Origin of the sequence: Microbacterium sp. SORGH_AS_0969, from assembly GCF_030818255.1 — a bacterium.
GTDB lineage: Bacteria > Actinomycetota > Actinomycetes > Actinomycetales > Microbacteriaceae > Microbacterium.
This window is the reverse complement of the sequence record NZ_JAUTAG010000001.1, coordinates 2,295,276-2,317,969: the sequence shown is the minus strand read 5'-3', so window position 1 is coordinate 2,317,969 and position 22,694 is coordinate 2,295,276. Positions and strand designations below refer to the sequence as shown.

Annotated in this window: 17 protein-coding genes; 4 read left to right on the top strand and 13 right to left on the bottom strand. The window is 71.8% G+C overall.

What is annotated here, in order from left to right:
* The first annotated feature begins 16 nt into the window (after positions 1-16).
* Entirely contained in the window at positions 17-631 is a 615-nt protein-coding gene (locus QE388_RS10750) for an amino acid deaminase (protein ID WP_307385266.1), read from the top strand.
* 174 nt (positions 632-805) lie between these two features.
* Here QE388_RS10750 and QE388_RS10745 read toward each other — a convergent pair whose 3' ends face one another.
* The 5 genes from QE388_RS10745 to QE388_RS10725 all read right to left on the bottom strand — a co-directional run bounded on the left by QE388_RS10745 (position 806) and on the right by QE388_RS10725 (position 7,018).
* Positions 806-1,933, bottom strand: coding sequence for a LacI family DNA-binding transcriptional regulator (locus QE388_RS10745; RefSeq protein WP_275796133.1), 1,128 nt, complete (start codon positions 1,931-1,933; stop codon positions 806-808).
* A 9-nt stretch (positions 1,934-1,942) separates the two neighbouring features.
* Positions 1,943-3,805 (bottom strand): glycoside hydrolase family 3 protein, encoded by a 1,863-nt coding sequence (locus QE388_RS10740; RefSeq protein WP_307385264.1) that lies wholly within the window; start codon positions 3,803-3,805, stop codon positions 1,943-1,945.
* 90 nt (positions 3,806-3,895) lie between these two features.
* A complete protein-coding gene (locus QE388_RS10735) occupies positions 3,896-4,792 on the bottom strand; it encodes a carbohydrate ABC transporter permease (RefSeq protein WP_058626998.1) in 897 nt (298 codons plus the stop codon).
* An 11-nt stretch (positions 4,793-4,803) separates the two neighbouring features.
* Entirely contained in the window at positions 4,804-5,751 is a 948-nt protein-coding gene (locus QE388_RS10730; protein WP_307385263.1) for a carbohydrate ABC transporter permease, read from the bottom strand.
* 4 nt (positions 5,752-5,755) lie between these two features.
* On the bottom strand, positions 5,756-7,018 hold the full coding sequence (locus tag QE388_RS10725) for an extracellular solute-binding protein (protein WP_307385261.1): 1,263 nt from the start codon (positions 7,016-7,018) through the stop codon (positions 5,756-5,758).
* A 341-nt stretch (positions 7,019-7,359) separates the two neighbouring features.
* Between QE388_RS10725 and QE388_RS10720 the strand changes: the two genes are divergently transcribed.
* On the top strand, positions 7,360-8,175 hold the full coding sequence (locus QE388_RS10720; protein WP_307385260.1) for a type IV toxin-antitoxin system AbiEi family antitoxin domain-containing protein: 816 nt from the start codon (positions 7,360-7,362) through the stop codon (positions 8,173-8,175).
* Between the two features lie 652 nt (positions 8,176-8,827).
* Here the strand turns inward: QE388_RS10720 and QE388_RS10715 are convergent.
* The 3 genes from QE388_RS10715 to QE388_RS10705 form a co-directional block, all read right to left on the bottom strand.
* A complete protein-coding gene (locus QE388_RS10715; RefSeq protein ID WP_307385258.1) occupies positions 8,828-9,433 on the bottom strand; it encodes a TetR/AcrR family transcriptional regulator in 606 nt (201 codons plus the stop codon).
* 77 nt (positions 9,434-9,510) lie between these two features.
* Positions 9,511-11,124, bottom strand: a complete 1,614-nt coding sequence (locus QE388_RS10710; protein WP_307385256.1) for a glucoamylase family protein — start codon at positions 11,122-11,124, stop codon at positions 9,511-9,513.
* A gap of 632 nt (positions 11,125-11,756) precedes the next feature.
* Complete coding sequence (locus tag QE388_RS10705) at positions 11,757-13,235, bottom strand: helix-turn-helix transcriptional regulator (RefSeq protein ID WP_307385254.1); 1,479 nt, start codon at positions 13,233-13,235, stop codon at positions 11,757-11,759.
* Positions 13,236-13,362: 127 nt separating this feature from the next.
* On the opposite strand from QE388_RS10705, the gene aceA reads away from it, so the two are divergent.
* Both aceA and aceB read left to right on the top strand, forming a co-directional pair.
* The gene (aceA, locus tag QE388_RS10700; RefSeq protein WP_275796549.1) at positions 13,363-14,679 is read left to right on the top strand and encodes an isocitrate lyase; all 1,317 of its coding nucleotides are present in this window, start codon (positions 13,363-13,365) and stop codon (positions 14,677-14,679) included.
* A gap of 199 nt (positions 14,680-14,878) precedes the next feature.
* Entirely contained in the window at positions 14,879-16,492 is a 1,614-nt protein-coding gene (gene aceB / locus QE388_RS10695) for a malate synthase A (RefSeq protein ID WP_373426643.1), read from the top strand.
* Positions 16,493-16,541: 49 nt separating this feature from the next.
* On the opposite strand, the gene QE388_RS10690 is transcribed toward aceB, so the two are convergent.
* From QE388_RS10690 to QE388_RS10670, 5 genes are read right to left on the bottom strand one after another with little or no spacing between them, the layout of a single operon-like run.
* Complete coding sequence (locus QE388_RS10690) at positions 16,542-18,050, bottom strand: AMP-binding protein (RefSeq protein WP_275796553.1); 1,509 nt, start codon at positions 18,048-18,050, stop codon at positions 16,542-16,544.
* Positions 18,043-18,651 (bottom strand): phosphohydrolase, encoded by a 609-nt coding sequence (locus QE388_RS10685; protein WP_275796555.1) that lies wholly within the window; start codon positions 18,649-18,651, stop codon positions 18,043-18,045. The genes QE388_RS10690 and QE388_RS10685 overlap by 8 nt, the downstream gene beginning before the upstream one ends.
* Entirely contained in the window at positions 18,644-20,455 is a 1,812-nt protein-coding gene (locus QE388_RS10680) for a VWA domain-containing protein (RefSeq protein ID WP_307385250.1), read from the bottom strand. The genes QE388_RS10685 and QE388_RS10680 overlap by 8 nt, the downstream gene beginning before the upstream one ends.
* A gap of 11 nt (positions 20,456-20,466) precedes the next feature.
* Positions 20,467-21,120, bottom strand: a complete 654-nt coding sequence (locus QE388_RS10675; RefSeq protein WP_307385248.1) for a potassium transporter Kef — start codon at positions 21,118-21,120, stop codon at positions 20,467-20,469.
* Positions 21,117-22,688, bottom strand: a complete 1,572-nt coding sequence (locus QE388_RS10670) for an AAA family ATPase (RefSeq protein ID WP_307385247.1) — start codon at positions 22,686-22,688, stop codon at positions 21,117-21,119. Before QE388_RS10670 ends, QE388_RS10675 begins: the two co-directional genes overlap by 4 nt.
* Positions 22,689-22,694 lie beyond the last annotated feature (6 nt).

Below are 22,694 nucleotides of genomic sequence, written 5' to 3'. Positions count from 1 at the left end.
GTCGTAGCGTGGAGCGGTGCAGACCCTCAACGCCGCCGCGCACCTCGCCGTCTCGGACCCCGCGTCCGCGATCGACTCCCTCCCCTGGCTCGCCCGTGCCCTCGCCGACGATCGCGCCGCCGGGTGCTTCGCCGCGTGGGGACGTTCGACGGTGATCGATGAGAACGTCGGGGCTGCCGTGGTCCCCCGCGGGGTCTTCGACGAACTGCACGAGCGGGCGGGACTCGCGGCGGAGTGGCCGATCGGCAACGCCGGGGTGCTGCACGTCTACGGCTATCTGCTGTCGACGACGCCCACCCCGTACGGCTTGAAGCGCGACCGGTGGCTGTCGGGCGAACTGGAGCGAGCGTGCCGGCTCGAGACCGGGGCGCTGCTGCCCTGGGCGCCGCCGAAGACGCTACTGTCACGCGCGACCGCGGCGGCCTCGACCCTGCTGGCCCGCGCCGACGCCGTGACCGAGGAGTTCGGGGGCCGCACCGCGCGCATCGCGCTCGGCGCCCCGCTGCCCGACGGCTCCGCGGCTCTGGCGTACGCCGTCGACGGGCGGATCGTCACGATGTTCCCGGTGGCCGATCCCGGCGGCGTGCGGGCGGGCCTGGGCACCCCGCGGCTGAGGTGGAACGCGGCCTGACCGGCCCTCGGGGACCGTCACGCGGAGATCCCCGCCGACACGCCGGGCCACGGCATCCCGAACCGGCGTGTCACCCACGAACTCCGCCCGACGGCACAGCCACCCGACGCCCCGGCCGCCGCGAGCCGGACGACCCGCCACGACGGCACACCCGCCGACGGACCGGCGCCGACGTCAGCAGCCGCAGCTCTCCCGCACCAGCACCCGGGGCTCGAACACGACGTCGAACGGGCCGCCCGCGGGCGGAGCTCCGGCCGCGCCCGCGAGGATCCGCGCGGCGGCTCGCCCCATGGCCTCCATCGGCTGGCGGACGGTCGTCAACGGCGGGCTGGTCAGGCGCGAGCCGAGCGTGCCGTCGAAGCCCGTGACGATCACGTCGTCGGGCACACGCACCCCCTCGGCCGCGAGCACGTCGAGCAGCGTGAACGCGTTCTGGTCCGTCGCGCAGACGAAGGCCTGCGGCATCCGCCCGCCCGCGATCAGCGCCCGCACCTGGGGCACGAGGTCGTCCTCGCCGCGGACGGTCGCGTCGACGATCTCGGGACGGCTCCGGATGCCACGGGCCTCGAGTTCCTCGATCATCGCGTCGCGTCTCTCGACGGCATCCGTCGCTTCCAGGCGCCCCACGAACGCGAGGTCGGTCGCGGCGTGCTCATCGACGAGGTGGGCGACGAGCGCGCGCATCCCGCGGGCGTTGTCGACGCGGACCCGGTGGTGCGCGTCGTCCGCCGGCGCGGCGCTGAACAGCACGACGGGGATGCTCAGGGAGTGCCGAGCGAGGGTCGGCGCGGTCTGCGGCGAGGGGAAGATCGCCAGCCCATCGACGCGCCCGACGGTGTCGGCGACCGAGACGTCGGCATCCGATCCGCTGCTCAGCATGACCGGGCGCCCGAGCGCCCAGCACTCCAGCTCGAAGCCGCGCTGCACCTCGTCGACGTACAGCGGGAAGGCACGCGGGTCGGACAGCACGTCGTCGTCGGTCTGATCCCAGGGGATCACTCCCCCGGTGTCGAGCGGCGGGGACGGCATGCCGCTCAGCGGTTGCGCGAGCGGGTCGGCGCGCTCGAGCAGCAGGTCGAAGGCGTGCAGGCCGAGCGTGCCGGTCCGGCCCCGCGCGAGCCCCCGCGCAGCGCCGCTGGGGGCGTACCCCAAGCGGCGCGCCGCGGCGAGGACCCGCTCGCGGGTGGCGTCGCTGAGTTTGTCGGGGCGCCGGAACGCGAACGACACCGACGCGATCGAGACGTTCGCCTCGTTCGCGACGTCGTACACGGTCGGTCGTCGCGTCGTCTGCCCCTCCGCCATGAGCCGCCCTTACCCCCTCTGCCCCGCGGTCGCCGGCTCCTCCAGCTCGAGCCCGTGGTGCACGGGGAAGACGGGGTCGCCGGTGTCCGACGGTACATCCTCGCGCGAGGAACGCACGGCATCCATCGACCGGGGGATCTCGATCGGCAGGCGCCCGCGCGGGGGCACGCGGCCGGTGAGGGCGTCGAGCACGGCCTTCGCCGAGCTGCCGTAGTCGGCGACGATCGCCGCGGCATGCCCCACGAAGGGGGTGAGGATCGCGGGCCGGTCGAGATTCACGACCAGCACGAGAGGACAGGATGCCGCGATCTGCTGCAGCCGGTACACGAGGCCCGGCGCGAACTCGAGGGAGCCCTGGTGGAACCACGCCTCGAGGAAGAGGTCGTCGCGCGGCTCGAACGGCGCGCCGATGCGGACGAGCGCGAGATCGGCCTCGGCGGGGTCGGTGACGACGCTGCCCAGCTCGGCGACGTCGCCGGCACGGAAGCCCTCGACATACACCGTCTTGACGGGACGCAGGGGCAGCACGCCCCCCTCGTTCACCAGCACGGTGAGCGAGCGCGCCTGCGCCCGCTCCCCCAGCGCCCGGAACTCGGCGTTGCCGACGATCCGCTCGGCCTCGTCGACGTCGACGTACGGGTCGTCGAACAGCCCGAGCTGGAACTTCACCCGCAGGAGGCGCCGCGCCGACGCGTCGATGCGCTCCTCGGACACGTGGCCCGAGCGGACGAGGTCGACGAGCATCTCGACGCACTCCTCCCCGCCGAACTGGTCGCTCCCGGCATCCAGGATCTTCTCCATGCGCTCCACCGCGGAGAGATGCTCGACTCCCCAGGCACGGGCGGGGAGAACCTGGTCGCCGACGTGGTTGTCATTCACGAGCTCCCAGTCGGTGACGACGACGCCGTCGTATCCGAGCTGTTCGCGGAGCAGCCCCGTGATGATCTGACGGTTGTACCCGAAGCCGACCTCTTCGATCGGCTGACCGTCGACCTCGAGGCCGACCGGCATGCCGTAGTACGGCATCATGCCCGCGGTGCCGCGACGGATCGCCTCACGGAACGGCTCGAGGTGGTAGTCGAACATGCCGCCGGGGTACACCTGCTCGCGGCCGTAGGGGAAGTGCGCGTCCTCGCCGTCCAGCTGCGGCCCGCCGCCCGGGAAGTGCTTGGTCGTGCAGGCCACGCTCTCGGGTCCGAGCTCGTCGCCCTGGAAACCCTGCAGGTAGGCCGCGGTGAACTCGGTCACGCGGGCGACATCCTGACCCAGGGTCTGCGCCTGCCGACCCCACCGGGGTTCGGTCGCCAGGTCGATCTGCGGGTGGAGCGCCGCGCGGATGCCGACGGCGACGTACTCGCGCCGCGCGACTTCGGCGAACTCGCGCACGGTCTCGACGTCGTCGAGGGCGGCGAGCCCCAGCCCCTCGGGCCACTGCGAGAAGGGACCGGCCGAAAAGGCCACGCCCGTGTTCTCGACGAAGGCGTGCCGCGGATCGGTGCTGATCGTGACCGGGATGCCGTGCGGCGTCGTCTCGGCGAGAGCCTGGAGGTTGTTGTTCCAGGTCGCCGCCTGCCGGGCGGTGCGGATCGCGTGCACGTTGAAGTGGTTCATCCGCTTGTTCACGACGACCGTGGTGGTGGGCGACTTCGAGATCTTGCCCGGGGCCTCGAGCACCTCGCCGTCGTCGCCGACCTCGATCACGGTCTGGAACATCAGCCCGACCTTCTCTTCGAGGCTCAGGCGCGCGAGCAGGTCTTCGGTGCGCTCCTCGACGCTGAGCGTCGGGTTCTCGTACGGGTCCATCACGCCGTTGCCGTTCAGGTCGCGGAAGCGCGTGCCATCGGGCGCGGTGAGGAAGCGGGCGGAGGTCATGCGGGGGATCCTTTCGGGGCCGCCGGTGCGCGGACCGGCGGGAGCTCAGGGGCGGGAGAGTGGGGCGGGCTCGCGGGCCCGCCCCACGCCTCACTTCAGGCCGGTCGAGGCGATGCCCTGGATGAAGTAGCGCTGCAGGAAGACGAACAGCAGGATGATCGGCGCGATCACGAGCACGGAACCCGCCAGCAGGAGGCCGTAGTTCGTGGCGCTCTGCCCGGTCGAGTACAGCGACAGCGCGACGGGAAGGGTGTACTTCGCCTCGGTCTGCGCCGCCACGAGCGGCCAGAGGAAGTTGTTCCACGAGGCGAGGAAGGTCAGGATGCCGAGCGTCGCCAGCGGCGGCCCGCACAGCGGCATGACGATCCGGGCGAAGATCCGCAGCTCGCCCGCACCGTCGATGCGCGCGGCCTCGAGCAGCGGATCCGGGATGCCGAGCATGAACTGCCGCATCAGGAAGACGCCGAGCGGGGTCGTGACGAACGGCAGGATCAGTGCGGCGTAGCTGTCGACGAGGCCGAGCGACGACACCATCACGAACAGCGGGACGAAGGTGACGACGCCCGGGACCATCAGGGTCACCATGACGACGAGGAACAGCGCCTTCTTGCCGGGGAAGTCCATCTTCGCCAGCGCGTACCCGACCATCGAGCAGAAGACGAGGTTGCCGGCGACGGTGAACAGCGCCACCACGATGCTGTTGCCGAAGAACTGGCCGAAGTTCAGCTGGCCGAACCAGGCGCCGAAGTTCTCCCACGTGAACTCCTGCGGCCACCACGTGGGCGGGCGCTGCAGGATCTCGCGTTGCGTCTTGACCGAGCCCAGCAGCATCCAGGCGAAGGGCAGGATCCACACGATCAAGCCGACGACGAGTACGCCGTAGGTGAGCGCGCGACCGGGGGTGACGCGGTTCTCGGAGCGGCGGCGGCGCTGCGGCTCGACGGTTTCGGCGACCACGGCCGGAGCCGCGGGGGACGTGAGTGTCATGGCATCCTCCCTCAATCCTTGGAGCGCAGCACGCGGAACTGCACCAGGCTGAGCAGCGCGATCGCCAGGAACAGCAGGTAGCTCGCGGCCGAGGCCGTGCCGTACTGCCCGAAGCCGAACTGCTTGAACGTGTAATAGGCCACCGAGAGGGTGGAGTTGAGCGGACCGCCCTGGGTCATCACGAACGCCTCCTCGAAGAACTGCAGGAAGCCGACGGAGATGAGAACGGCACCCAGCAGCAGCGTCGGGCGCAGGAGCGGGAGGGTGATCGAGGTCAGACGACGCCACGACGAGGCGCCGTCCATGAGGGCGGCCTCCTTCACGTCGGTGGGGATCGCCTGGAGCCCGGCGAGGAAGATCACCATCAGCGTGCCGACGTTGCGCCAGACCGCCATCGCGATGAGCGAGGGAAGCGCGGTGCGGGTGTCGTTGAGCCAGTCCGGACCCTGGATGCCGATGATCGCGAGCGCCGAGTTGAGCAGGCCCTCGGGCTGCAGGATGTAGCGCCAGACGACCGCCACCGCGACGATGCTCGTCACGACGGGGGCGTAGAAGCCGACGCGCAGGATCGAGACGAAGCGCCCCTTGCTGGCGTTCAGCGCGAGCGCGAGGGCCAGCGCGACCGCCATGGTGACCGGGATGCCGACGACGACGAACGTCGCGGTCACGCCCAGCGAGGTGAGGAACACCGGGTCGCCGAGCACCGAGAGGTACTGCTCGAGTCCGACGAAGTTGACCGCGAACGGCGAGCGGATGTCGCGCGCCGTGAAGTCGGTGAACGACATCGCGAACGAGCCCACGATCGGCACGACCATAAAGACCGCGAAGACCGCGACGAACGGCAGGGCGAAGCCCCACGCGACCCATCCCTGGCGCCGGCGGCGGCTCGATCCCCCGCCGGCGCGGGCGCGACCGGACGCACGACGCGTTCCGGTCGCGCCCACGACTGCCTGCGTCATGATCTCAGCCCAGGCCCAGCTGGTCGGCGGTGGCCTGGAGCTCCTTGAGACCGTCGGCCGGCGACTGCTGGCCGAGGCGGATCTTCTCGAGCATCGCGTCACCGGCCGCGGCGACCTGCACCCAGGTCGTGACGGCGGGCACCGATTTGGCGGTCTCGAGCTGGGTGCCGAAGGCGGCGAGGGTCTTCGACGAGGCCAGGGCGTCGGACTTCCAGGCATCCTGGACGGCCGGGAGGTCACCGGTCGCCTCGTACCAGGCAGCCTGCGTCTCGGGCTCGGTCAGCCACTGCACGAGCTTCCAGGCGCTGGCGGCGTTCTTCGAGTTGTCGAACACGGCGAGGTTGGCACCGCCGCTGAACGAGGTGGACGACTTCTTCGCGGGCAGCACGGCCGTCGAGATCTTGTCGCCGAAGCCTTCGCCGCCCAGGTCGTTGAGCAGACCGATGAACGCCGGCCCGTCGATGAACATCGGCGTGTTGCCCGAGACGAAGTCCGCCTCCTGCGCGCCGGCCGAGCGGTCGGCGGCGGGGTTGGCGATGCCGTCGGTGTAGAAGCTCTGGTAGTAGTCGAGCGCCTCGGCGGTCTCGGGGGTGTCGAGGGTCCACTTCGAGCCGTCCTCGAGCTCGGCACCGTTCGACCACGGCATCCAGAGGTTCCCCTGGAACGAATCGTTGCCGGCGGGGAGACGGATGCCGTAGTCGGCCCCGCCCTTGGACTGCATGTCGGCGGCCATCTGCTTCAGCTCGTCCCACGTGGTGGGCGCCTGGTTCCAGCCGGCCTGGGCGGCGATGTCGGTGCGGTAGTAGAGCACGCGGGTGTCGACGTACCACGGCACGCCCGTCGCGCGGTCGTCGATCATCGTCGAGTCGATCGCACCGGGGAAGATGCCGTCGGTGGAGAGGTCGGTCGGCACCGTCTGCAGCGCGTCGCCGAAGTCGGCCATCCACGTCGACCCGACCATCGCGAGGTCGGGGGTGTTGCCGCCGGCGATCGCGGTCTGGAACTTGCTGTAGGCCGCATCCCACGGAACGGGCGTGACGTCGACGGTCACACCGGGGTTGGCCTCTTCGAAGGTCTTCACGAACTCGGGCAGCGCCTCGCCCTCGGCGCCCATCGCCCACATCGTGAGCGTGCCCTCGGCCTTGGCGTCACCGATCGTGCCCGCCTCGCTCGGACCGGAACCGGTGTCGGAGGTGCGCCCACAGCCGGTGAGGGCGATCGCCGCGGCGGCGATCACGGCCACGGCGCTCCATCGGGTCTTCTTCATCGTGTTCCTCCTCGAACAGGCACCCGTCGTCGGGTGCTTTTTCCGTGCGTCGTGGTTGAGTTTAAGCGCATAACCTTCGGGGGTGCAACCCGGGGATGTGTGGGGTCGGCCGCTCGCGCGCGTCGCCGCGGGCCGTGGCGCCGCCGCGCCGTCAGGCGGAGTTCGGGGTCGACACGCCGTTTCGCGGCGCGCCGTAGCGGCGTGTCGGGGTCGCACTCCGCCTGACGGCACACCTCGGGGGAGCGGCGACGCCTCCTCCCCAGACGATCAACCTGTCGATCCATCCACAAGTCGGGGCAGGACCGCCCCGAGCGGCGGGCCGCTTCGGCCATCCTCGGAGGATGTGCCACACGTCATCCGTCCGCACACGGGCAGAGCTGCTCGCCACGGGCATGACGCGCCGCGCGATCGACCGCGCATTGCGGACGGGGTCTCTCATCCGCCTGCGGCGCGGAGTGTATGCGGATGCCGACGCCTGCGAGCCCGTGATCCGCGCGGCGCTCCTCGGGGGACCGCCCGCGTGCGTGAGCGCTGCGCGACACCATGGCCTCTGGATCCTGGCCGACCCCGAACCCTTGCACGTCGGACTGAAGCCGCGAGGACATCGACGCGCAAACGGAGAGATCGCGCACTGGGACCGTGACACCGTCGACGCCTTCGGCCTCCCCACGGTGGCGCGGACCCTCCGCCAGGTACTCCGATGCCGGGGGATCGAGGAGTTCCTGGTCGCTCTCGAATCGGCACTCCACCAGAACAAGATCCAGGATGCCGATCTCGCCTGGCTCGAAGCTCACACGAACGCCGCGGGTCGCGAGGCAATCGCCTTCGCCCGACGTGATGCCGAGAGCGGACTCGAGACCCTGGTCCGGTGGCGCTTGCGCCACTGGGGAATCGACGTGCGGACACAGCAGGGCGTCGTCTCGGTGGGACGCGTCGACCTTCTCATCGGCGAGCGCCTGATCGTCGAGGTCGACGGCGCCGAGAACCACGCCGCCCCCGACCACCGGCACCGCGACCTCGTGCGCGATGCCCACGCCGCCGCGTGGGGCTTCGTCACCCTCCGCTTCGACTACGCGATGGTCGTGCACGACTGGCCGACGGTCGAGCTCGCGATCCGCGCCCACCTCGACCGCGGCCTGCACCGCGCGCAGTCGTAACCGGTCTTCCCTCTCACGCCCGAGCGGCGTGTCGCCTCACGCGGCGTTCCCCACCGCGCGGCACTCACCGTCGCGCGGAGTCCGCGCCGCGCCACCCGCACCGTCGCGCGGAGTCCGTGCCCCGCCGCCCGCACCGTCCCGCGGAGTCCGTGCCCCGCCCGGTATCGTCCCGCCCGCCCCACGAGTACCGGCCCGCGGAGTCCACGCCGCACGCCCCCGTACCGTCACGCGGAGTTCTTCCGCGACACGCCGAGCCAGCGGCATCCACAACCCGCGTGTCATCCCGAACTCCGCCTGACGGGCCGCCCGGTGCGCCGGCCCCTGCCTATCCGGACCGCCACCGCCCGCCCCGCCCCCGTACCGTCACGCGGAGTTCTTCGGCGACACGCCGAGCCAGCGGCATCCACAACCCGCGTGTCATCCCGAACTCCGCCTGACGGCCCGCCCGGTGCGCCGCCCCCTGCCCATCCGGACCGCCACCGCCCGCCCCGCGCCCGTACCGTCGAGCGGAAACCTCGGCCGACACGCCGAGCCAGCGGCATCCAGACGCCGCGTGTCGCCACGAACTCCGCCTGACGGCCCGCCCCCGACACCTCGACGCGCACCGACCCACCCGGACACGGAGGTACGACGGAACACCGGATGCCAGAGCTCAAGCCGGAGGCCGCAGATAACCCCGCACGAACTCGGCGAACAGCGCCGGCATGTCGACCGACTCGTCGAGGAGCCACTGCTGCTGCAGGCCGTCCATCACCGCGCTCAGCAACCGCGCGGCATGCTCGGGGTCGATGTCGGCGCGCACCTCGCCGGCGACCTGCCCCGCGCGCAGCAGCTCGGCGGCGGTCTCGGCACCGTGACGATAGCGCTCGGCGAAGGCCTCGTGCGACGGGTGCGCGGGGTCGCCCGCCTCGGCGACGACCAGGGTGTAGAGCGAGGTGAGACCGCGCGTGGTCGCGTTGTGCGCGACGACCTTCTGCATCTGCTCGACGAGCGTGTGCTCGTGCGGGTCGCCGGCCGCCGCGCGGACGCGCTCGTCGCGCTGGCGCAGCACCTCCGTGAACAGCTCCTCCTTGGAGGCGAAGTGATGCATGAGGCCCGCGGGCGTGAGCCCGACGCGCGCGGCGACCTCCCGCAGCGAACCGGCCGTGACACCCGACCGCCCGAAGACCACGACGGCTTCATCGACGATGCGCTGCCGCGTCTGCTGCCCCTTGGCGTAACTGCCGCGGCGCGCGCGGGGAGCGGGTGCGTCGGTCATCGGCATCCTCTCCCCCGCCCCGGGCACACCAATGCCCGGCACCTCCGCGAGGCACCGGGCATCGAGCGACCGAGCCGTCAGGGACGCGAGGCGCCCCACGACGAGCCGAAGACCTGCTGCTCGATGGCGGGCCGGAGGTTCTGCTCCATCCTGTCATCGACCATGTAGTCCTTCAGCGAGTCGCCCGTCAGCGCGTTACCGATCGCCGCCATGATCATCGACTGATCCAGCGACAGGTACCGCTCGGCGACCGTGCCGCTCTTGACGGCGACCGCGTCGTAGAAGCCGCCGGGGCCATACGCGCCGAGCTTCTTCTCGAGGCCGCGCAGGTTCTTCAGCACGCCCTGGCGGTCATAGGGCAGGGCGAGGAACGCGGCGTGCGGCGTGACGACACCATCGCCGAACGTCGGGTTCGGGTTCGTGCCCTCCGAGCAGCCGGGGCGGTCGACGTCGACGTCGGTCTTCTCGGCATCCGAGGTGTAGCCGTCGGAGCGGATGCCGGCGATGTCGACGCCGTATTCGGCATATCCGCCGAACGGGTTGCTGGCGGGCGAGAAGCCCCAGTACCCGTAGCCGGCCTCGTCGAGGCCGTGACGCTTCTGCACCTCGACGGTGATCGGGTGGTTGACGCCCCACGAGCGCGGGCCCCACTCAGCTTCGGGGATGAGCAGGTCGGGCATGAGCGCCTCGAACATGCTGCCTCCCCAGCTCGGGACGAAACTCATGCCGTCGTAGGAATACACACCCTCGAAGACGTCGACACCGTCATAGGTGCGGGTGTCGCCGGTGGGCAGCTGCTCCTGCCACGCCCAGTCGCAGCCCGCCGGCATCGTGCGGTGCGTGCCGTACAGACCGGATGCCGGGATGGAGCCCTCCGCGATGCCGAGGTAGGTCGCGATGCGACTCTCGCTCACCGTCGTGTCGTAGTGGTGGCACGTGTAGAACGCCGTCTCGCCGCTGCCGTTGTACATCGGCGCCTCCACCGCGCAGCCGTCACCGGGAGGAGCCTCCCAAAAGCCGCCGCGGTTCGTTCCGGCCGGAAGACCCGCCGCGCCCGCCGCGTCGAAGAAAGCCGAAAAGTCCATCGACTCATACAGCGCGTCGGCGCGGTCCGCGAGCGTCGGCTCCGCCTCGCGGACGATCCGCAAGCCCGCCGCAAGCCAGCCGTTGTCGACCGTACTGAGGAACGGGTGGATGACCTCGCCCGAAGTCGGGAAGACCTCGAGCTTCGCGCCGGTGTCCGGGGCGTACCAGTTGTAGTACATCCCGCTGCCCTCGTTCCGCTCCATCGTCTCGAGCGTCGCGACGGTGGCGGTGAGGCGCTCGCGCGCCTCGTCGGCGCTGATGATCCCGAGGTCGCGCGCGGTCACGGTCGACCAGAGGTAGCCGCCGATGTTGGTGGGCGAGGTGTATCCGGATGCCGTGGACTCATCGAGCGCGCCACCGATGTTGTCGTCGGGCAGGCCGGTGTTCTCGTGGGCCATCGCCGCGAGAGATGCCCAGGTGTCTGCGGCGTACCGCTCGAGGTCGCGCGCGCCGGGGCCGGCGTGCGCGGGCGGTCCGGCATGACCCGGGGGTCCGGGCTTCTCGGTCGCGGCGGAGGGCGGCGCGGCGACGGCAGGGGATGCCGCGGCGAAACCGCCCAGGACGAGTCCGACGATCGCGGTGGATGCCGCGAGGGTGTGCTTCATGACTGCTCTCCTCATCGAAAGCGCTCCGGGGGGGTGGAGCTCACTGATCAGAAACCTTACACGTGTCAGGTTTATGGTCAACCCGTCGGCCTCGACGCGGGGCCTCGGTGTGGTGGCCGGGCTCGTCCCCGGACCGTCACGCGGAGTCCCGACCCGACACGCCGGGCCACCGGCATCCCGCACCGGCGTGTCACCCGCAAACTCCGCCCGACGGCACACCCCCGTCCACCCGCCACAACCAGCCCGAGCCGCGTACCCGGACCGTCACGCGGAGTCCAGAGCCAACACGCCGGGACACCGGCATCCCGAACCGGCGTGTCACCCACGAACTCCGCCCGACGGCACACCCCCGACCACCCCCGGGCCCCCGGACTCCGCCCGACGGCACACCCCCGACCACCGGCCACGACCAGCCCGAGCCGCGCACCCGGACCGTCACGCGGAGTCCCGACCCGACACGCCGGGCCACCGGCATCCCGAACCGGCGTGTCACCCACGAACTCCGCCCGACGGCACACCCCCGACCACCCCCGGACCCCACGAACTCCGCCCGACGGCACACCCCCACCCCCCCCCTACCCACGAACTCCGCCCGACGGCACGCCCCGGGACCGCGCCGCTGCCGCCCGCCGTCAGTCCGCCGGCGCGTGCGCCTGCAGGAACTCGTACATCTCCGTCGTGTCGACGCCGGGGAACGCCCCCGTCGGCAGGGTCGCGAGGAGCGTCCGCGGCGTGCGGACGTTCGGCCACGCCTGCCCGCGCCATGTCGCCTCGAGGTCCGCGGGAGCGCGGCGGCAGCACGTCTCGACCGCGTGCCGCGACACACCGCGATTGGGCGTATCCCGACCCCGGAACCACCGCGTGTCGTCGAAGCGCACGCCCACACTCACCGAGTGCGCGCCCTCACTCGACTGCTCCACGCGCGCGGTGCACCAGTACGTCCCGTTGCCCGTGTCGGTGTACTGGTAGTACGGGTTGAAGAGGTCGTCCTCCTCGAACACCACGCGACTCGTCCACCGACGGCAGCACATCTGCCCCTCGATCGACCCGAGGCGATCGGTGGGGAAATTCACGTCATCGTTCTCGTACGCCTTCGTGATCGTCCCCGACTCGTGCACCTTGAGGAAGTGCACCGGGATGCCGAGATGCACCGTCGCGAGATTCGTGAAACGGTGCGCGGCCGTCTCGTACGACACCGAGTAAGCGTCGCGGAGGTCCTCGATGCTGATCGTGCGCCGCTCCTTGGCCTCGCGAAGCGCGGCGACCACGTGCGCCTCGGGCATCAGGAGTGCGCCGGTGAGGTAGTTCGTCTCGACGCGCTGGCGGAGGAACTCGTCGTAGCTCGTCGGCTCGCCGTGGCCGAGGATCCGGCTCGACAGCGCCTGCAGCACCGCCGCGCGCGGATCGCCCTTCGCGACCTTCGTCGACAGGTACAGCCGGCCGTTCTTGACGTCGGCGATGCTGCGCGTCGACGACGGCAGGTCGGGCACGTAGTGCAGTGTGAAGCCGAGGTGCGCGGCGATGTCGCTCGCCCCGCGCTGGGTGAGGGGCCCGCCGGGGTGCTCCACGGCGTCGAGGATTCCGGATGCCACACGCTCGAGCTCCGGGAAATGGTTGTCCTGCGTGCGCATGAGGCGACGGAGGGCGACGTTCGCGCGCCGGGCCTCCTCGGGCGTCGCCGACCGCTCCTCCCGGAGGCGCTCGATCTCGGCTTGGAGAGCGAGCATCGCGGCGAGCGCCTCATCCGGCACCGATCGCCCCACGCGGAACGGCGCGATCCCGAGCGCTTGGAAGGTCTGCCCGCGCATCGCCCGCTCCACCGAGAGCTCGAGGGTGGCGCGGGCGTCGAGGGGCTCGGCATCCAGGATCTGGTCGAGCTTGCACTCGAGTGCACGCGCGATCGCCTGCAGCAGCGTGAGCTTCGCCTCGCGCCGGCCGTTCTCGATCATCGACATCTGGCTCGGCGCGCGACCGACCGCTCCGGCGAGGTCGTCGAGCGTCATGCCGCGCGCGGTGCGCAGTTGCCGGATGCGTCGGCCGATGGTGAGCGTGTCCACTCCCTCATCGTCGAGCGGGAGGGATGCCGCAGGAATCGAGACGCCGGTGTCCATACCGGCAGGTTCTCACAGAAGCGGAAGATCGCGCGATCTTCACAACGCGAATGTCGAAAACCGGGGTTGTTCTTCGCCCACAGTGGTCGTCACGGGCACCGAAGCCCCACATCCGAAGGAGAAGCTCATGACGATCCAGGCCACCCCCGCGCAGCCGCCGCTCCGCCCCGGCGACCAGACCGAGACCGCCGCCGAGCTCCGTGCCGCTTGGGATGCCGACCCCCGCTGGGACGGCATCGAGCGCACGTTCTCGGCCGACGACGTCGTCCGCCTGCGCGGCAGCGTCCGCGAGGAGTCGACGCTCGCCCGCCGCGGAGCGGAGAACCTCTGGAACCTCCTGCACACCGAGGAGTACGTGCGAGCCCTCGGCGCTTACACAGGCGGGCAGGCCGTGCAACAGGTCCGCGCGGGCCTGAAGGCGATCTACCTCTCCGGGTGGCAGGTCGCCGCCGACGGCAACCTCGCCGGTCAGACCTACCCCGACCAGAGCCTGTACCCCGCCAACAGCGTGCCCGCGGTCGTCCGGCGCATCAACAACGCGCTGCTCCGCCAGGACCAGATCGAGCGCGCCGAGGGGGAGATCACCCAGGACTGGCTCGCCCCGATCGTCGCCGACGCCGAGGCCGGCTTCGGCGGACCCCTGAACGCCTACGAGCTCGCGCAGTCGCTGATCCAGGCGGGGGCCGCCGGCATCCATTGGGAAGACCAGCTCGCGAGCGAGAAGAAGTGCGGTCACCTCGGCGGAAAGGTGCTCGTGCCGATCCAGCAGCACATCCGGACCCTCAACGCCTCGCGCCTCGCAGCCGACGTCGCGGGCGTGCCGACGGTGATCATCGCGCGCACCGACGCGCTGGCCGCCGACCTGCTCACGAGCGACATCGACGAGCGCGACCGCGAATTCCTCACCGGCGAGCGCACGAGCGAGGGCTTCTACCGGGTGCGACCTGGTCTGGATGCCGTGATCGCGCGCGGCCTCGCGTTCGCCCCCTATGCCGACCTGCTGTGGGTCGAGACCGGGGAGCCCGATATCGAGCTCGCCCGCCGCTTCGCCGAGGCGATCCACGCCCGCTTCCCGGGCAAGAAGCTCGCGTACAACTGCTCCCCGAGCTTCAACTGGAAGCGCCACCTCGACGACGCGCAGATCGCGACGTTCCAGGCGGAGCTCGCGGCGATGGGCTACGCCTTCCAGTTCATCACGCTGGCCGGCTTCCACGCCGTGAACCACTCGATGTTCGACCTCGCCCGCGGTTACGCCGAGCGCGCCATGAGCGCGTACGTCGAGCTGCAGGAGGCCGAGTTCGCCGCCGAAGCCGACGGCTACACCGCGACGCGCCACCAGCGCGAAGCGGGCACCGGCTACTTCGACGTCGTCTCGACCGCGCTCAACCCCGACAGCGCAACCCTCGCCCTGGCCGGCTCCACGGAGACCGCCCAGTTCCACTGACCCCCTGTTCTCCGTCCCACCCCCGTCGAGTGTCCAAGACACGCCGTAATCCACCCCTCTGTTACGGCGTGTTCTGGACACTCAACACTTCGCGGCCGCGAGCCGCCAGGGGACGCCACCGACACAGAAAGCCACGACCATGACCCTCATCACCTCTCCCCCGCCCACCCCGACCCGCGCGAGCACCGACGGATCCCGGATGCCGAGCGCTCCGGCATCCATCCCGCACCTGCGCCTCGAGCGCCCCCTCGAAGGACGGGATGCCGAGATCCTCACCCCCGCGGCGATCGCCTTCGTCGCCGAGCTCCACGACCGCTTCGCGCGGCGCCGACACGACCGGCTGGCCGCGCGCGAGCGCCGGCGCTTCGAGATCGGCACGGGCGACGACCCGCACTTCCGCGCCGACACCGCGCACATCCGCGACGACCCGTCGTGGCGTGTGGCCGGCGCGGGCCCGGGCCTCGAAGACCGCCGCGTCGAGATCACCGGACCCACCGACCCCAAGATGACCATCAACGCGCTGAACTCCGGCGCGCGGGTGTGGTTGGCCGACCAAGAGGATGCCACCTCCCCCACCTGGCGGAACGTCATCGGCGGTCAGCTCTCGCTGTTCGACGCGATCCGCGGGCAGCTGTCGTTCACGAGCCCCGAGGGCAAGCGCTACGAGGTCACCGCCGAGCGCACCCCGACGATCGTGATGCGCCCGCGCGGATGGCACCTGCCCGAGAAGCACGTGACGTTCATCGACCGTTCGGGCCGCGAGCTGCCGGCATCCGGATCCCTCGTCGACTACGGGCTGTACGTGTTCCACAACGCGCACGCGCTGATCGCCGCGGGCCGCGGGCCGTACTTCTACCTGCCGAAGATCGAGTCGGCCGAGGAGGCACGACTGTGGGACGACGTGTTCTCGTTCACCGAGGAGCGTCTGGGTCTCGCGCACGGCACGATCCGTGCGACGGTGCTGATCGAGACGCTGCCCGCGGCGTTCGAGATGGAGGAGATCCTCTTCGCCCTCCGCGACCACTGCGCGGGGCTGAACGCCGGGCGCTGGGACTACATCTTCTCGATCATCAAGACCTACCGCGGGCGCGGGGCGCGGTTCGTGCTCCCCGACCGCAGCGAGGTCACCATGACGGTGCCGTTCATGCGGGCCTACACCGAGCTGCTCGTGCGGACCTGCCACAAGCGGGGCGCGTACGCGATCGGCGGGATGAGCGCCTTCATCCCCAACCGCCGCAAGCCCGAGGTGACCGAGGCGGCGTTCGAGAAGGTCGCCGCCGACAAGCGCCGCGAGGCCGGTGACGGTTTCGACGGCACGTGGGTGGCCCACCCCGATCTGATCCCGGTGGCGCGCGCCGAGTTCGACGCCGTGCTCGGCGAGCGCGAGAACCAGCTGCACCGTACGCGCGAGGAGGTGGCGGTCGATCCCGCCGACCTGCTCGACCTGCGGATCGGCCTCCCCGTGACGACGGCGGGCGTGCGCGGCAACGTCTCGGTGGCGATCCGCTACATCGAGGCGTGGCTGCGGGGCCTCGGCGCCGTGGCGATCGACGACCTCATGGAGGATGCCGCGACCGCCGAGATCTCGCGCTCGCAGATCTGGCAGTGGATCCACCAGGACCGCGAGACCGCCGAGGGCGACACGATCACCCGGTCCCTCGTCGAGGGTCTGCTCGACGAGGTGCTGGCCGAGGTGCCGCGCACCGACGGCGACCGCTTCGACGACGCCGCCGCGGTGTTCCGCGAGGTGGCTCTGCGTCCGGAGTTCCCGGCGTTCCTCACCCTGCCGGCGTACGCGAAGTACCTCGACTGACGGCGGCCGGAGCCGCGAGCCCCCTCCCCGTGTCGGGAGGGGGCTCGTGTCACGCCGTCGCCGCGGAGCGGAAGCGTCGGGGCTTGCCCTCGCCGAGGTCGATGAGGCGGTCCACGCGCGCGACCTCGACCGGCTGCGCGAGCAGCACGACGAGCGCCTCACGGATCCGCGCGGCGTCACCACCGACCACCGTCACCTCGACCGGGCCCCCGGCGCTTTGCACGACCGACCAGCCGAGCGCGCCGTGGCTCTGCAGCTGCTGGGTGAGATCGACCGAGGGAACGCGCACGCCGGAACCGGTGACGAACTCGGTGTGCTCGCGCCCCTCGAGATCGGCGATCCCGACCGCACCATCGGGGAACCGCACGAGACGCCCCACGTCGCCCGTGCGATACCGCACGAGCGGGAGCAGCGGGTTCTCTCCCGCCGTCACCGTGATCTCGCCCATCTCGCCTTCGGGCACCGGGTCGCCCGCGGCATCCAGGATCTCGACGAGCACGCGCCGGTCCAGCACCCGGAACGGCCCGTCGTCGGTGCGCGCGGCGATCGGTCGCGTCTCGTGGAGGCCGTAGACGTCGATGACCGGGCACGCGAACGCGGTCTCGAGCTCGGCACGCAGGGGCCGCGACAACGCCATCGCGCCCGAGAACAGGGCGAGCGGCCGCAGCACCTCGCGCAGATCGTCGCTCAGCAGCTCGGCGAGGCTCGTCGGGTTGCCCGAGATCACCTGCGGGTTCGCGTCCGCGAGGAATCGGGAGCGATCGGATGCCGCGCGCCAGGCGCGCGCGTCGAGGTTCACGCGCGCCATCGCCCGGTGGGCGAAGCCGCTGATCAGCGAGATGTAGGTGAACGCCTGGCGCTGCTGCAGCACCCAGACGAGCGCGAGGCGCTCGGCATCCGGGGTCCACTCGACACCCGCACGGCGGGCGAGATCGACGAGGAGGTGGAAGCCCCGGGCGACCTCTTCGACGTCGTCGGGGATGACGAGCGCAGCTCCCGTCGAGCCCGAGCTCGTGCCGTGCAGCATGCGGTCGAGGTCGGCGTCGAGCGGCACGAACGCCGAGACGTCGGCCGCGAGATCGGCGCGGGCGATCGAGGGGAAGTCCGCGAGGGTGCGCAGCCCCGTGTGCCCCCGATAGAACGGGAGCTTCCGCGCCGTCGCGAGGTGCTCGTCGAGCCAGCCCTCGAGCGGAAGCGGCGTACGCGTGCGCTCGATCGCCTCGGCGGTGAGCCGGTCGCCGGTCGCGTGCACCCAGGCGGGCGCGGAGGGGTGGGTGCGCCAGCGGCGGAGGCGTTCCGCGGCGGGGGCGTCGAGGGTCGGCCAGCGCTCGGCATCCGTGAGCACCGCCGCGGAGCCCGGGCGGTACTCGCCGAGCGCGAGCGGATCGTCGGGGTCGGGCGCCGTCCCCGACTGCCGCCCACCGCCGTCGCTCCGCGCCGGGGCCATCGGGGCAGGTGCCGGCACCTTCGGCACGCCGCCGATGCCGCGGGACGGGTCTCCGCTGTCACTCCCCGCCACCGTTTCGGAGGCAGTCGGAAGGCCGCGGGGCTCACTCACTGGAGTACCTCGCCGCCGCCTCCCTCGCCCGGGCCTCGGCGAGCCGCCGCGCGATCTCTTCGCGGTGCTCGTACGCGGCGTAGGCCTCGGCGAGCGCGCTGCTGCGCCGGAGCGAGTCGCGCGCCTGCCAGAGCGCTTGCGCGGTCGCGCGGTCCTCTCCCGCGGGGACGAACCCGGCCCACAGCAGGAAGGTGCGTGCCGCTTCCTCCCGGCGTTCGTCGTCGGCGAGCCAGTCGAGCGGATCGACGACCGGTGCGACCCGGAGCCCGAGGGAGTCGACGGCGCGGAGCGCCCACGGCCCGGCGAGGGTCGGGCGGAAGGGCTCGACGATCTCCTCGCTCGCGAGGAGCCAGAGCCCGATCGCCGCGCCGCGGCGCACCCGGGCATCGTCGGCGTAGGCCGCAGAAGCGCACTCGGCACCCGCGATGTCGCCCGACAGCGCCCTGATCGACACGTCGTCGTCGAGGAACGACCGTGGCACACTCGACAACCGTGCGGCGACCGCGTCGAGCGCGGGCCCGGGGCGCGCGAGCGACCAGGTCTCACCCTCGGGCGGGGCCATGCTCGCCCAGACCTTCAGGAGTTCGTCGGCGTCAGCCATTGAGCACCTCCGCCAGGGTCGCGCACGCCGCGGGGGCGTCGTCCATCGTCTCGAGATACAGCGTCTCGTAGCCGGCGGCCCGCGCGAGCGGCTCCACCTGCCGCGACCGGTCGAGGACGACGAGCGTGCCGGTCGACAGCGTGGACCGCACCTGGGCCGCCACCCCGGCTCGGTCGGGATCGCCCGCCCCGAACATCGACACCAGGCCGTCGTCCGAGAGCACGACGAGATGGCGACGATCCTCGGCGCTCGCCGATCCCCGCCCCGCGGCGCGGCGCTCGAGCAGGTCGAGCGGGAAGGTCGTCCCGCCGCCGAAGAAGTGGGCGAGGTCGCGAACGACGCGGACCGGGTCGTGCGTGAAGTCCTCGCTGCCGGCGACCTGCCCGGGGCCCGAGAAGCTCGCCACGCGGACCCGGCCGCCGCCCCGCAGGATCGACAGCGCCAGGATCGTGCCCGCCAGCACAGCGGGTGACCCCGATCGAGGGTTCGGCATCGATCCGGACGAGTCGATGTACAGGTCCAGCGTGATGCTCGCCTCGCGCGGCACCGGCTCGTCGGCGAGGAAGGAGCGCCGACGGGTCGTGATGCCGGGGACGATGACGCCCCCGGCGCGCAGGGTCGCGGGCCAGTCGAGATCGGCCAGGTCGTCGCCGGTCTCCCACGTCTCGACGGGGCCGGGCAGTTCTTCGGCCGGCGTCGACGGTGCGCGCTGCGTGAAGGGACGCACCCATCGCGCGGCCTCGGAGCGGTACCACGCCGCGATCACGGCATCCTGGTCCGCGCCCGCGTACAGCTCGAGGGTCTCCGCGATGCCGAGCGCCTGTCCCGACCCGTTCCCGGCGGACCGTGCCGTGCCCGGCCCACGTCCGGTCGGCACAGGGAGAGGTGCCTGGAGACGGCGATCCGCCAGGACGCGACCGAGCTCGGCGGCTCCCGGGGGAGCCTCGTCGGCGGAACACGCGCCGCCCGGCGTCGACGCCCCGGACGCTCGCTGCGCGACGACATAGGGGGCCATCAGCACGCCGAAGCGCAGCGCGCCCGACACAGCGTCGCCGGCGAACGTGCGCACGAGCTCGGCGAGAGTGTCGGCGTCGAGACCGGGGCGGGTGATGGTGGCTTCCGCGAGCTCGAGCGCCGCCTGCTCGGCCTCGGCGCGGGCCTCGCGCATCCGATCCTCGCGGCCGCGATAGCTCCCGCGGCTCTTCTCCTTGTCGCGGTGCTCGGTGGCGGCCTGCGGCGGCGGAGCCGGCGGCGGATCTATCGCGCACAGCGTTCCCCCCGGCAGGTTCCACAGCAGCTCGTACGTCCGGAGGTATACCCACCAGAGCCGACCGCCCGTGTCGCGCGAGGCGCGGTACAGCGCGCGCGACAGCCGCACGATGCCCGGCTCGCCCGTCCCGTCGCGCCGCCGCTGCAGCAGGGCCACCCGGGCGTTGACGAGCAGGTCGGTCCACAGGTTCGACAGCATCGCGACATCGTCGTCTCGCACCGAGCTCGCTCCCGCCGCGACGAGAGTCCGCGCCAGCTGGTGGCGGATCTTCAGCGAATCCAGACGCGTCCCGGGTGCGAGGGCGTGGTGCCCGAGCTCGTGCGCGAAGACGCTCTCCATCTCGCCCGCGCCGCCGAGCTCGGCCACCATGCGCGGGTCGACGACGATCGCCGGAGGAAAGCGGAACCACGCCGGAGCCCCGTGGCTCCTCCCCGCGCCGGGACGCAACTCGGGATCGTGCATGTGCACGCCCCAGAGCTCCTGCGCGCTCTCCCACGCGCGGCGGACGTCCCCCTCGAGCGCGGCCGTCTTCACGCGAGGCCCCGTCACGCGGGCCCCGCGACGTAGATCCACGCGAGGTACGACTCGGCGAAGGTGAGGAGGGATGCCGTGGGCCCCGCGCCCCGTCCGAGCGCCGTCAGCGGCTCCCCCTCGAGCGCGACGAGTCGCGAGCCCCACACATCGGCGTCGACGCGCCACCAGCGCTCCCCCGCGCGCACGGCGAAGGCGCCGTCGTCGTGCAGCGGTCTCGGGTCGGTGGGCGGGGCGGTCCACGCACCCCCGAGCCCGGCGAAGCCGCCGACCGCACACACGTACCCGCGCTGGCCCGCGCGACCCGGCCACCAGAAGCGGTCGGTGCGCTGGCGCTCGGCGAACGCGCCGAGCTCGCCCTCGGCGATACCCAGCGCGGCCGCGGCCGCGGCCGGCGGGACCTCGGGGAGGTGAGCGAGGGCGTCGTCGCGGAGGCCCAGCACCCCGGCACGCCAACCCGCGATCCCCGCGAGGGCGACGACGAGATCGCTCGGCACATCGACCGGCAGCATCGCCTGCCCGGCGGCGAGCGCGTGCCAGAACCGCTCGGCGGACCCGCCCCCCGACTCGACGTTGATCCCCGCGCGCTCGAAGTCGAGCCCCGGGACGTCGGTCGGCACCCCGGTCGGCGGCTCGGTGTCTGCGAGATGCCCGGGGCGACGGATCACGCCCGCCCCTCGACCCAGCGGAGGTAGGCGGTGTAGCGCTGGTGCAGGTACTTCAGCGCGGTCAGGTCGTCGAAGTCGCGGCCGTACAGCTTGCCCGAGGTCGACGCGGCGCGCAGGCGCGCCTCGACCGCCGTCAGGCGCCGCGAGGCCTCGACGGCGGAGACCCCGTCGAGTCCGGCATCCAGTTGCGCGAGGAGCTCTCCGACCGGATCCTGACGTCCGCGTCCGAGCGCGTCGTACTGACGGCACGACTCGGCGAAGAGATCGCTCAGCCAGCTCATGAGGTCGGTCGACAGTTCGCGCTCGACACCGACGTCGAAACGTGGGTGCGTGGGGTTCGGCAGCAGCTTGCCGCGCAGTACGAAGGGCACCATCGCGGCGACGTCGGCGAGCGAGACCTCGTCGCGCCCACGGAACCACGCGACCGCCTTGGCGTACACGATGAGGGTCTGCAACGCGCGTACCGAGAGCCCGTTCAGCGTCTGGGCGCCGAGATCGGCCATGAGATCGGCACCCGAATTCGCCTCGATCGTCTCGGCGACCTTTCCGCCGGCGGTCGTGACGGTGTCTTTCGTGCGGTACTCGAAGCGTCGCCCGCCGCCCTGGACGAACTCGAAGTGACTGAGGAAGAACTCCAGTCGCCGCCGCACCTCGACGGGCACGGGCACCGCGCGGATCGCCGCCCGCATCGCGGTCTGCTCCTCGGGCGCGAAGACGAGCTCGGCGGGGACGTGCTCCTCGGGCTTCTCGCCGGCTTCGACGCGCGTGATCAGCTCGTCGAGGAAACGGCTGTTGAACCCGGCCGCGGGCACCGTGACGTCCATGCGGTCGCGGAGCGCCTGGATGACCGGGAACGTCCCCCCACCGGCGTCGTCGTTCGCTGTGAAGAACCAGCTCTCGACCCCCGACACAGGCGCCGTCTTCCTGAGCTGGTCGTGGCTCTCGACGTACCCCTCGGCGACCATCGTCAGCAGCGCCGACTGCGTCTTCGTGGGGATGCGATTGTACTCGTCGACGATCTTGACCGGCCGCGACAGCCAATCGCGCCACGCGACGCCGACCTCGGCGAGACTCGCGGCGTTCATGAGGTCCCGGGGAAGAGGGATGCCGACGAGGTCGCTGATCGTGAGCTGCGGCTGTCCCTGCTGCACCCCGCGGCGCACGTCGTCGGGCGTGGAGCCGGCGAGGACGCCCATGAGCACCGCGACGGTCGTCTTGCCGCGCCCCGGACCGCCGACGAGTAGGCACTTGCCCCCGACCGCGAAGCTCAACAGCGGAAGGAGGACGTTGGACGAGAACGACGCCTCGCTCGGCAGGGTCAGCTCGGCGCCCGCGTCGCCGAGGGCGTAGGCGAGCGGCGCGCCAGACGAGAACTCGACGTCGTAGTACGGCGAGATCACCGCGCGGTTGACGATCCAGTAGTAGGTCTGGCGGAGCTTCTCGTCGAGCGGCACCGCGACCGTCTCGGCGGTGTCACGGAACAGGTCGGCGGCCGTCATCGAGGCCGTCCCCTCCCCCGTTCCCGCCGTGGTGGGTGCCTGCGAGAGCTTGTGCCAGCGGTCCGCCATCGCGCC

What these genes read in the sequence shown, in the direction of transcription:
- QE388_RS10725 (WP_307385261.1), bottom strand. Translation starts at nt 7,018, where the DNA reads ATGAAGAAGACCCGATGGAGCGCCGTGGCCGTGATCGCCGCCGCGGCG.
- QE388_RS10730 (WP_307385263.1), bottom strand. Translation starts at nt 5,751, where the DNA reads ATGACGCAGGCAGTCGTGGGCGCGACCGGAACGCGTCGTGCGTCCGGT.
- QE388_RS10715 (WP_307385258.1), bottom strand. Translation starts at nt 9,433, where the DNA reads ATGACCGACGCACCCGCTCCCCGCGCGCGCCGCGGCAGTTACGCCAAG.
- QE388_RS10720 (WP_307385260.1), top strand. Translation starts at nt 7,360, where the DNA reads ATGTGCCACACGTCATCCGTCCGCACACGGGCAGAGCTGCTCGCCACG.
- QE388_RS10745 (WP_275796133.1), bottom strand. Translation starts at nt 1,933, where the DNA reads ATGGCGGAGGGGCAGACGACGCGACGACCGACCGTGTACGACGTCGCG.
- QE388_RS10685 (WP_275796555.1), bottom strand. Translation starts at nt 18,651, where the DNA reads ATGGCTGACGCCGACGAACTCCTGAAGGTCTGGGCGAGCATGGCCCCG.
- QE388_RS10735 (WP_058626998.1), bottom strand. Translation starts at nt 4,792, where the DNA reads ATGACACTCACGTCCCCCGCGGCTCCGGCCGTGGTCGCCGAAACCGTC.
- QE388_RS10670 (WP_307385247.1), bottom strand. Translation starts at nt 22,688, where the DNA reads ATGGCGGACCGCTGGCACAAGCTCTCGCAGGCACCCACCACGGCGGGA.
- QE388_RS10710 (WP_307385256.1), bottom strand. Translation starts at nt 11,124, where the DNA reads ATGAAGCACACCCTCGCGGCATCCACCGCGATCGTCGGACTCGTCCTG.
- aceB (WP_373426643.1), top strand. Translation starts at nt 14,879, where the DNA reads ATGCCGAGCGCTCCGGCATCCATCCCGCACCTGCGCCTCGAGCGCCCC.
- QE388_RS10705 (WP_307385254.1), bottom strand. Translation starts at nt 13,235, where the DNA reads ATGGACACCGGCGTCTCGATTCCTGCGGCATCCCTCCCGCTCGACGAT.
- aceA (WP_275796549.1), top strand. Translation starts at nt 13,363, where the DNA reads ATGACGATCCAGGCCACCCCCGCGCAGCCGCCGCTCCGCCCCGGCGAC.
- QE388_RS10740 (WP_307385264.1), bottom strand. Translation starts at nt 3,805, where the DNA reads ATGACCTCCGCCCGCTTCCTCACCGCGCCCGATGGCACGCGCTTCCGC.